Here is a 10360-nt window from a genome sequence, read left to right as displayed (position 1 = left end):
TGGAGCTGGACAATTCTCTAGGTAAAAACTTTTATACTTTCTTACCTATGTAAAAAAGAAGAGGCCGCGGCCTCTTCTTTTAATTTTGTTCCAGTAATTTCCTTGTATCTGAAACGCTCATACCTTGTGCTTCTGCAACGGCTGGGTAAGTTACATAGCCTCCTAGAGTATTGATCCCTTTTAACAAAGCCTCATTTTCTAAGCATGCTTTTTTATAGCCTTTATTAGCAATCTGGAGTGCATAAGGAACTGTTACATTTGTTAAGGCGATGGTTGATGTCCTAGGGACAGCGCCAGGCATATTCGCAACAGCATAATGGACCACTCCGTGCTTTTCATACGTTGGATGATCATGAGTTGTGATTCGGTCAGTTGTCTCAAAAATTCCTCCTTGGTCGATCGCTATATCGACCACAACACTTCCTTGTGTCATGGAACGAATCATTTCCTCTGTTACGAGCTTGGGAGCCTTTGCTCCTGGGATAAGTACAGCACCAATGACTAAATCCGAGTCTTTCACGGCTTCAGCAATATTTAAGGGATTAGACATGAGGGAGGTAACATCCGAACCAAAAATATCATCTAATTGACGGAGACGATCTGGATTCACATCAATAATGGTTACTTTTGCGCCTAGTCCAATCGCCATTTTGGCCGCATTTGTACCGGCAACCCCGCCGCCTATTATGGTGACTTTTCCTCTTTGTACCCCTGGAACACCTGAAAGCAGGATCCCCTTACCCCCGTAGACCTTTTCTAGGAATTGTGCGCCAATTTGCGGGGCCATCCTTCCAGCAACCTCACTCATGGGTGTAAGTAATGGCAGACTATGGTTCGCAAGTTGAACCGTTTCATATGCAATACCAATTACTTTGTTGTCAATTAATGCCTTGGTTAGCTCCGGTTCAGGCGCGAGATGTAAATATGTAAATAATATTAACCCTTCACGGAAATATTGATATTCACTTGGAAGTGGTTCTTTTACCTTCATAACCATGTCCATTGACCAAGCCTCACTAGCTGTTTCCACGATTTGTGCCCCATGAGAGCGGTAATCTTCGTCTAAAAAACCGGAGCCGAGTCCTGCACCTTTTTCAATCATTACTTCATGTCCATATTTTACGAGATTAACAACTCCTGACGGTGTCATGGCAATACGATTTTCATTATTTTTTATTTCTTTCGGTACTCCAATCCGCATTGTGCTAACCTCCTAAATTTCTTTTTCAGGTAAATCAAGTTACTATAATATATCCTTTTGTGCTTAAAATGTAACCATAATCATGTAAATAAAAGGAGCTTACCAAATGGCAAGTCTCCTTTTCATGATTTAATAATAGTAAGGATAATATGGATAATAATATGGGTCGTAATAAGGATATCCATATCCGTATCCATAATATGGTGCTGTTAATAAAGCACCCGCTGCTAGGCCTCCTAAAAATGGCAGACCGAAACCAAAACCGAAGGGACGGCCAAAACCAAAACCGAACGGACGGCCAAATCCAAAGCCGAAACCAGGGCGGCCGAAGCCAAAACCAAAGCCTGGACGACCAAAACCTCCGAAATGACCGAAACCTCCAAAATGACCGAAGCCGTGGTGAAGTCTTTCATCCACTGTATTTAATCCATGCATTTCAGTTGTCAATTTTTACTCTCCTCCTTATCAGTTTTTTACTCAGTTTTTGTTAAATAGAGAATGGGAAGCCCCCGAAGAACGGAAAACCAAAGCCAAATCCAAAAGGCATTCCAAAGCCAAATGGTGCTCCAAAGAATGGACTGCCAAAGCCCCATCCCCATGGTCTCCCCCAGCCAAAGCCCCCCCAAATACGAGAGTCCTGACCGCCATAACCAGGGATTTGTTCAATTTGCCTATAATTCACAGGCGCCATATACATATGATTATTTATGTTTTCCTCCTCTTTTTTTACTTGGCACATTAAAGAATATGCATGATTAACTATAAACTCCTGGGTAAACGCCCTTTATTGCTGAATTTTCAAGGACATACGACTAGTACACCCCAAAAGCGGAAAGCGCCCGTTTAACGCACGATAGGACTGGAGCTGGCCTTGTCTCATCGTTAAGATTTCAAACAAAAGAAAAAAGCTGCCTAATCTAGACAGCTTATCCCTAATTAAAATTCTACTTTATTCCTCTACAGCAGCAAAATCACTGCTGTCTGCAAGTGCCGTTCCTTCCCCTATAAAGCCGCTATTATAGGAGTTCAATATCTGCTGGCTTACCTCCATTGTTCCTTTTTCATCAAATTCAAACGTATACTTATTCTTTGATTCTCTTTCCATCACTTTCATGCCCCCTTTGGATATGTTACTTCATTATTGTTCGAAAAATTGAAACAATTATTCATTGTTAAATATTGTATAATCAAGGTGAGGAGATGATAATCATGGGACTTAAATATCGAAATATTTTGGTCGCTATTGATGGGTCAAAGGAAGCGGATTGGGCATTTCAAAAAGGGATAGAAATTGCCAAACGAAATGGTGCACGTATGATATTAGTACATGTAATCGATACAAGGTCGTTTGCCTTAATTGAAGCATATGATACCGTCATTGGCGATCGAGCAGAAAAGCTAGCAAAGGATATGCTCGAAAAGTATCAACAACAAGCTGTTGAAGCAGGATTAACAAACGTTCAATATGAGATTGAATACGGCTCCCCTAAAATACGCATTCCTAGAGATATAGCCAAAAAGCATCATGTTGATTTAATCCTCTGCGGAGCTACTGGTATGAATGTGGTAGAAAGGTTCATTATTGGAAGTGTTTCTGAACATATCACTCGCTACGCACCTTGTGATGTTCTTGTCGTTCGAACAATAAAAGATGCAGAATAAACATATAGACTATTAAAGCACGGAGCTAATTGCCCCGTGCTTTTCGTTAAAAGTTTCATATATTATCGTGAATGATCACTCTATCTATAGTACAATAAGAACAATTATCTTAAGATGGTGCCTGACACCATTTCTACTATATACAAATTGAAATATAGGAGGCAGACACATGATGGATCATTTTTATTTTGATGAACGGCTAGGGATCCATGTGCCGGACTTAGGGATTGAGTGGGATGAATATAGCAAGGAAACGCAGCAGTATATTTTACTTCATTGGGAACAGATTCGCGGATCTATTCCAGATCGAATTGCGGAACTTGAGCAGGAAATAAACCTTAAACAGGATAAACTCTCAAACGAAAATGACTTTCCTCGTTCTTGTAAGTTGAATACGGAAATAGCTGATCTGGCTTCGATTATCAATGATTTATGGCTGTGGTACCGTGCTAACCAAACCATTTCCACAAAAGTCCATCAATAAAACTCCCACTGACAGGGAGTTTTTTTGTTTATAAGTCTTTTTTTAGCTCTCTAACCACATGCCCAATCTCAGGCAGGATTAATTTACTCATGGCCAATTTCACCGCACCAGTGGAGCCAGGAGTTGAAAATATCGCTTTGTCTTTAACTACACCTGCTATAGCTCTGGATAGGATAGCAGCAGAACCGATATCCTCTTGGTAACTCAGCATGCGAAATAATTCCCCAAAGCCGACAATTTCTTTCTCTAGCAGACCTTCAACTGTTTCAATCGTTACATCCCGCTTGGCAATCCCGGTCCCGCCATTTGTTAGAATAACATCAATATCCTCTCTGTCACAGCCTTTAAGAATTTCGGCCTGAATCGGAGCAATTTCATCTTTAACAATACAATAATCCACGATTTTATGTCCAGCACCTTCAAGCATCTCCATCATTAGCTTGCCGCTTTTGTCTGTTTCCTGATTTCTAGTGTCACTGACAGTAATGATCTTACATCTTACTGCCTTCGGTGCTTCCTTTTTATGTTCTTCGCTACTCATCGTATGACTCCTCTTTTTCCTTTAGATATCGCAATTGATAGTACTTATGGGCAAAATCCGTTACTTTCCGGGTTAATTGATAATTCGTTCCAGCCCCAATGGCCATGCTGACAAGCGGTATACCTTGGATTGCCCGTTTTCGAAACAGCATGATCACCATTGCTTTAAATAGCTGTTGAACCGGCTGCTCTAACCAGGTAATATCGGTAATTTTCTCATTTCCCTCATAAAAATATAACTCTTCATGTGCCTCTAATTCTGTCATCAAAGAAGCCCAGCCTTCTTTTTGGATTCTTGGCGGCAGTGTGGCGGTATGGAATACTTTTAAAGATGTCATCATTTCAAATGGAGTATTCACCTCAAATCCATAGGTCATAGCAATCAATTGAACCACCCGTAAATTTATAACTGCCATTGCTGGGATATCTGCCCCTAACAGAAGTGTACCTCCCGTCCCAGAGAGTCCGCCTTGTGCAAAGGAATAGAGGCGATGCTTGGCAATTTGCTGCTCTGCTATGTATTTCAATTGATCAATATCCAACTGTCGTAGGTCCGTGATTTTCTCTATATCTTTTCGAAAGATTCTGCCTGATGTAAGGATTCTTTCCTTTGCATCCATTTGAAGCTGTGACCCTTGTATAATACTGTGTAAATGAAATAACCAACCGTCGATCAAGTAGAAAAATTGCCTTTGAACCTTTTCTGGCAACAAGGAAAAAGAACGCTCCAGATACTTTTCATATAGTAATTGAAAATCATTCGCTTCGTAATTTAATAAGTTTTTTTCCCATGAGCGTATTTCATTCATCACAACTGTTTCACGGTCTGTCAATGGCAATGTAACCCCTCCTGCTCATTGTTTCTTTTACCAGTATATCACATCAAAACAGGACTGAAAAAAGGCAAAAACGGTTAAAAACTGCTTTTGCCTTTTTCTAAATTATTAAGTTTCAGAAATCCCGAATTAACATTATTGGGCTAAACGAACAACGTCACGGGCAATCATAACCTCTTCATTTGTAGGAATGATTATTACTTTAACTGGTGAATGAGGATAGTTGATAAATGCTTCCTCGCCTCTAACCTTATTTAAAGCAGGATCCCAATAAACACCCATAAATTCTAATCCTTTTAAAATACGTTCTCTAATCGGGTCACTATTTTCACCAATACCGGCAGTGAAAATGATCGCATCTACGCCATACATACGAGCAGCATAAGAACCGATATATTTATGAATACGATTAGCAAACACATCCAATGCAAGCTCTGCACGCTCATTTCCTTTGTCAGCTTCACCAATAATATCGCGCAGGTCACTTGAGAAACCAGAAACAGCTAACATACCACTCTTTTTATTTAACACATCAAGTACTTCTTCAGCAGTTTGATTGGTTTTCTCCATGATGTAAGGAATGAGCGCTGGGTCAATGTTCCCTGAACGTGTTCCCATCGTTACCCCTGCAAGTGGTGTGAAACCCATAGATGTGTCAATAGACTTGCCGCCTTCAATCGCAGCGATACTTGCTCCATTCCCTAAGTGACAAGAGAGTAAGCGAAGTTGTTCAATCGGACGACCTAATAATTCTGCTGCACGCTGTGATACATATTTATGGCTTGTGCCATGGAAGCCGTATTTACGGATACCATATTCTTTATAGTATTCATATGGCAAGCTGTATAGGAAAGAACTCTCTGGCATTGTTTGATGGAAAGCTGTATCGAATACAGCAACTGCTGGAACATTAGGCAGGACCTGCTTAAATGCTTTAATTCCGGTAACATTGGCCGGATTATGCAATGGTGCTAATTCTGATAATTCTTCTATTTTAGCTAAAACTTCATCAGTAATTAAAGCTGAATCGTTAAAAGCTTCTCCACCGTGCACAACACGATGGCCAATTCCTTCAATTTCGTTGAGAGACTTGATAATCCCCAGTGTAGTTAATTTATCTAACAGCATTTTAACAGCTACATCATGATCTGGAATATCAGTGATTTCTTGAATTTTTTCGCCATTAGCCGTAATATTAAAAATCGAATCATTTATGCCTATTCTTTCAATAAGTCCTTTCGTGATTACTTCTTCGCTAGGCATTTCAAATAACTGAAACTTCAACGAAGAACTTCCTGCATTGATTGCAATAACTTTTGCCATTTTAGAACGCTCCTTTTATATAACAACATCGACTTGTAATTATTTATGTTTTAATACACCTTTATTTTGTGCAAACCGACCCTGTTTATCTCCCTCAATTTTTCATTTAATCACTGTAGATAGGACATTTCAAGGAATAATTCACATGATACCGATTACATGACAAATGTTCATATATTCACAAATTTCTTAATTTAAAAAAAACAAAATAAAGGATAAAACAGGGTATCTTCCCCATTTTATCCTTTATTTTCTTGAAACCACTTTTCCATTTTCGTAAGGATCTTATCCATCTCAAAGGCGTTTGAAAGGCTCGGCAGATTCACAAGCAAAGCCTGCTTAGGGGGCTGGATGTTATCGCCCTTCTTTTGTAAAATCAAAATACTTTTGGCTGAACTCTTAGTTTTAAAAATGCTTGTTGGTAATTGCAGCAAACCTTGAATATATAAATGGTCCTTTATATATTCATGCAGCAGCGGCGCCTGTTCACTTTCAAAAAGACCATTAGGAACTAAGAAAAACAGATATCCTCCTGGGTTGGTATGCCGGACACTCTGTTCTATAAATAAGTGATGTGAATAGGAATGGCCCGTATCCGATTTTAATTGGTAGTCGGCTGCTCTTACATCATTCGGATAGTATCCAATAGGTAAATCAGCAATTACTGCATCAACGGGGTCAATAAATAAAGATTCTAAGCTGTCTTGATTAAAAAACTGAATCGGATGTCCCTGAAGGTTTGCATTTACATAAGCAAGCTTTATTAGGATATCATCAATCTCTACACCAATGGAGCTGATTTGTTTACGAGAATGATTGATCACCGTTGTTAAAAGATTTCCTGTTCCTACGGCCGGGTCGAGGAGACGAAAGGATGGTTTCTGCATAAATTTTTCAACTAAGTAACCAACGAGCATTCCTACAGAATCGGGAGTCATTTGATGATTCGGCTGCACGTTTTCCTTCATTCCTTTTAAAATCACTAACTGAAAGGCTTTGCGGATGTCTTCATTTGAAAAGTTGTCCAAACTAAGCTCGCTATATTGTTTCTTAAGCCTCTTTACGGTTAATTCACTTAACTCTTCCTGCAGGATAGCTCCTTGAAATAGATTCTCACCTGTTTCGGCAAGCGCCTCAAGATAACTGCAGGCTAATTCCTCTTGTAAAATAAGGGCTGTTTCATTAAATAATGTAAATAACTCTTCTATTGGAGAAATGTTCATTGTTTCCCTCCATTACTAAATTTCCTTATTCATTCTATACGAGTATGTATTTTTTAAACAAGTAAAAAGACCTCGCAATTTCACGAGGCCCTTAGTTATATTATTTTGCGTTTCTAGCTGCGTCAAGTGCTGCTTCATAATTTGGATGGTTAGTTGCTTCACTAACATATTCAACATAAACAACTGTATCACTTGAATCTACTACGAAAACAGCACGAGTTAAAAGTCTTAACTCTTGAATCGCGACTCCATATGCTTCACCAAAAGAAAGGTCACGATGGTCAGATAAAGTTTGAACATTTTCAATTCCAGCAGCGGCACACCAGCGCTTTTGAGCAAATGGTAAGTCTACGCTTACTGTTAAGATTTTAACATTACCTAAGCTGTTTGCTTCTTCATTAAAACGGCGTGTTTCTGCATCACAAACACCTGTATCTAGTGAAGGTACTGATGAGATTAAACGAACTTGTCCCTTAGTATCATTTAGAGTTACTTCTGATAAGTCATTAGCAAGGACTGTGAAATTTGGAGCCTTATCGCCCACTTTTACCTCATTGCCAAGAAGAGTAATTTGATTTCCTTTAAATGTAACATTTGCCATTCTAATTCATCCTCCTTTGTTGTATTAAAGCCTTCGTTCAAGACGAATAAACTTTAATTATGTACAGTGTAAATATATCTTTTCAAAACTATTTTTGCAATTATTTGAACTAGAGAAATTTGGTTTTTATTTCATGCCTAATGTTAAGCCGTGATTACAAAAGAAAAAGTTAACCTTCCTAAATCTAGGAAGATTAACTTTTCACTTATAATTCCAAATCGACTCTAGGCTGTTGGTGTTGCTGCTGAGATTGTTGTTGTTGCTGAGATTGTTGTTGCTGCTGAGATTGTTGTTGCTGCTGCTTCCCCTCATCTTTTTTCGAGAACATTTGCTGTATTTTATCGACGGCCTGAGGTGCGAGCTCTAGAATTTTCTCGTATAAATGAGTGCTTTCGTCTAAATGAAGCATTTTTACACCTTGAGAATTTACGATTAGAAAAGCGATAGGAGTAATAGACACACCGCCGCCGCTTCCACCACCAAATGGAAGTTTAGGCTGTCCTTGTCCTTGTCCTTGTCCTTCTTTTTGACCATTATCTTGTTTATTAAACTCACTGCCTCCTGCAGCAAATCCAAATCCAACCTTTGATACTGTTAAAATAACACTACCGTCTGGGGTTTCTACTGGATCACCAATAATCGTATTAACATCAATCATTTCTTTTAAACTTTCCATTGCGGTTGTCATCAAACCTTGTATTGGATGGTCAGACATAGTTTTTATCCTCCTCTATGAAACGGATTTAGTTTTTTCATCTTGAAAATCTGATTTTCTTTTTAGGCGCGGTTTCCCGCCCTTCCAGAATTTAATCAGTTTTAATCCTGCGAGAATAGCATGCCCGATTCGAAACTGAAACATACATGTTAACTTTGTATGGATAACTGCTGCCTGAAAATGCGGGGTAACCGTTAATTGAGGCATTTCTTTCAACCTCATATAATGGCTAAGGAGTCCGATAATCCCTCCTTTAATAGCCCATAAGGCTCCAGTCATCATCCCCGTATAGGCTGCATCACCAACACCCATTAAGGTTTGCCACTCAAAGTTTTTAATTGTAACCTTTTGTAAAAACTTTTTTACTATTATATTCATTCCAAAAACCTTATGCAGGATATCTTTTGCGGACTGAAGTTTACTTAAAAAGTCATCCTGGTTTAATTGATTTAGATTTGTTTCGGTGTCTTCATCAGCTTTGTCTCCCAATTGTGATTTGCTTTTCACAACAATGCTTGGGGAGTCATCATCAACTTTTATTACAGGTACCTTTATTTTGTATTTGATTAAGCCAAACAATACACGTAACTCTATTTTTAAATCGTCATTATCGTTAAAATGAGAATAATAAATATAGATTGTCAGCTTTGTAAAAATAATGAATAGGAATAAGACCAAAATGATAAGCAGAGTGAGGAGCAGCCAAAACATTTTTCTCACATCCTTTCAGCCAATTATTATTTGCATTTATGAAAAAAATAAACCTACCATCAATATGTTGATTGGTTTAGGGATTAACTCGGATGTTCAACATGAATATCAGTTTAACCTTCTTTTATATTGTTTCTAAAAAATGCTAAACTAACATCAGACATTTTAAATTCAACTAAGTTATTGCATCTCTTTTTAATATTTTAGAGGGGGGACAAGACATGGATATAAGACGGAATATTTATTTCTATCACAAACGGGATGATGATTTACTTTTGAAAATGGCACCCCTGTTAGAACTTGCGAAACGCTACGATTTTACAATTGTAGATGATTATCGAAAGGCTAATATTATTGCCAGTGTTGGGGATGATGGCACATTTTTACAAGCGGTTAGAAAAACAGGCTTTCGGGAGGATTGCCTTTATATGGGCATTTCAGTCATGGATAGTCTGAGTATGTATTGTGATTTTCGAATCAATGATACATCAAAAATGATTGAAGCGATTACCACAAGCGCACAATTAAAGGTTCGCCGTTATCCGACCATTGAGGTAACTGTCGATGGTCAAAGTACATTTCGTTGTTTGAATGAATTCAGTATCAGATCAGCCATTATTAAAACACTTGTGATAGATGTATTCATTGATGATCTTCATCTTGAAACATTTCGCGGTGATGGATTAATTGTGGCTACCCCAACCGGAAGTACGGCTTATAATAAATCAGTTAGCGGCTCTATTGTGGACCCGCTGCTCTCGTGTATGCAAGTTAGTGAGGTGGCATCTGTGAATACTAATCAGTATCGAACCCTAGGTGCTTCCTTTATTGTTGGAAGTGAACGTACACTTACCTTAAGGGTCATTTCGGAAGGGAATGACCACCCTACAATGGGGATGGATAATGAGGCTTTAAGTATCCGTCACGTGGAAACAATTCAAATTAAAATTAATGATAAAAAAATAAAAACCTTAAAATTAAAAGATAACTCTTTCTGGAATAAAGTTAAGCGAACATTCTTATAAAAAAAGCCCTAATCCGTAAATTGAACTGTAACCCATAAA

At 38.4% G+C, this 10360-nt stretch carries 14 protein-coding genes; 3 read left to right on the top strand and 11 right to left on the bottom strand.

All coding sequences use genetic code 11. The features are described 5' to 3' along the window. Positions 1-79 precede the first annotated feature (79 nt). The 4 genes from ald to COD92_RS32455 form a co-directional block, all read right to left on the bottom strand. Positions 80-1201 carry an alanine dehydrogenase gene (gene ald, locus COD92_RS31280; RefSeq protein WP_098533704.1) on the bottom strand — a complete coding sequence of 374 codons (1122 nt, stop codon included), beginning with the start codon at positions 1199-1201 and terminating at the stop codon, positions 80-82. 129 nt (positions 1202-1330) lie between these two features. Further along, entirely contained in the window at positions 1331-1648 is a 318-nt protein-coding gene (locus COD92_RS31275; protein ID WP_176541470.1) for a hypothetical protein, read from the bottom strand. 40 nt (positions 1649-1688) lie between these two features. Then, positions 1689-1940, bottom strand: a complete 252-nt coding sequence (locus tag COD92_RS31270) for a hypothetical protein (RefSeq protein ID WP_176541471.1) — start codon at positions 1938-1940, stop codon at positions 1689-1691. A 210-nt stretch (positions 1941-2150) separates the two neighbouring features. Then, on the bottom strand, positions 2151-2306 hold the full coding sequence (locus tag COD92_RS32455) for a hypothetical protein (RefSeq protein WP_176550512.1): 156 nt from the start codon (positions 2304-2306) through the stop codon (positions 2151-2153). A gap of 104 nt (positions 2307-2410) precedes the next feature. Between COD92_RS32455 and COD92_RS31265 the strand changes: the two genes are divergently transcribed. After that, complete coding sequence (locus COD92_RS31265) at positions 2411-2863, top strand: universal stress protein (RefSeq protein WP_098533706.1); 453 nt, start codon at positions 2411-2413, stop codon at positions 2861-2863. Positions 2864-3032: 169 nt separating this feature from the next. Continuing rightward, positions 3033-3347, top strand: a complete 315-nt coding sequence (locus COD92_RS31260) for a hypothetical protein (RefSeq protein ID WP_098533708.1) — start codon at positions 3033-3035, stop codon at positions 3345-3347. A gap of 28 nt (positions 3348-3375) precedes the next feature. Here the strand turns inward: COD92_RS31260 and COD92_RS31255 are convergent, their stop codons facing one another. From COD92_RS31255 to COD92_RS31225, 7 genes are all read right to left on the bottom strand, one after another. Then, complete coding sequence (locus tag COD92_RS31255) at positions 3376-3888, bottom strand: MogA/MoaB family molybdenum cofactor biosynthesis protein (RefSeq protein ID WP_098533710.1); 513 nt, start codon at positions 3886-3888, stop codon at positions 3376-3378. Then, positions 3881-4726, bottom strand: a complete 846-nt coding sequence (locus COD92_RS31250; RefSeq protein ID WP_098533712.1) for an EcsC family protein — start codon at positions 4724-4726, stop codon at positions 3881-3883. Before COD92_RS31250 ends, COD92_RS31255 begins: the two co-directional genes overlap by 8 nt. Before the next feature lie 132 nt (positions 4727-4858). After that, positions 4859-6046, bottom strand: a complete 1188-nt coding sequence (locus tag COD92_RS31245) for an acetate kinase (RefSeq protein ID WP_098533714.1) — start codon at positions 6044-6046, stop codon at positions 4859-4861. A 239-nt stretch (positions 6047-6285) separates the two neighbouring features. After that, a complete protein-coding gene (locus tag COD92_RS31240; protein WP_098533716.1) occupies positions 6286-7269 on the bottom strand; it encodes a class I SAM-dependent methyltransferase in 984 nt (327 codons plus the stop codon). A gap of 100 nt (positions 7270-7369) precedes the next feature. Next, positions 7370-7870 (bottom strand): thiol peroxidase, encoded by a 501-nt coding sequence (gene tpx / locus COD92_RS31235; RefSeq protein ID WP_098533718.1) that lies wholly within the window; start codon positions 7868-7870, stop codon positions 7370-7372. A gap of 205 nt (positions 7871-8075) precedes the next feature. Next, positions 8076-8585 carry a GerW family sporulation protein gene (ytfJ, locus tag COD92_RS31230; RefSeq protein WP_098533720.1) on the bottom strand — a complete coding sequence of 170 codons (510 nt, stop codon included), beginning with the start codon at positions 8583-8585 and terminating at the stop codon, positions 8076-8078. A gap of 15 nt (positions 8586-8600) precedes the next feature. After that, a complete protein-coding gene (locus COD92_RS31225; RefSeq protein WP_098533722.1) occupies positions 8601-9296 on the bottom strand; it encodes a DUF2953 domain-containing protein in 696 nt (231 codons plus the stop codon). Positions 9297-9517: 221 nt separating this feature from the next. Here COD92_RS31225 and COD92_RS31220 point away from each other — a divergent pair, with 221 nt between their 5' ends. Beyond that, positions 9518-10321: an NAD kinase gene (locus COD92_RS31220; protein ID WP_098533723.1), complete on the top strand. Its 804-nt coding sequence runs from the start codon at positions 9518-9520 to the stop codon at positions 10319-10321. Positions 10322-10360 lie beyond the last annotated feature (39 nt).

This window comes from Bacillus sp. AFS037270 (assembly GCF_002585305.1).
Note: the sequence above shows the minus strand (reverse complement) of the source record. Positions and strands in the feature narration are given on the sequence as shown.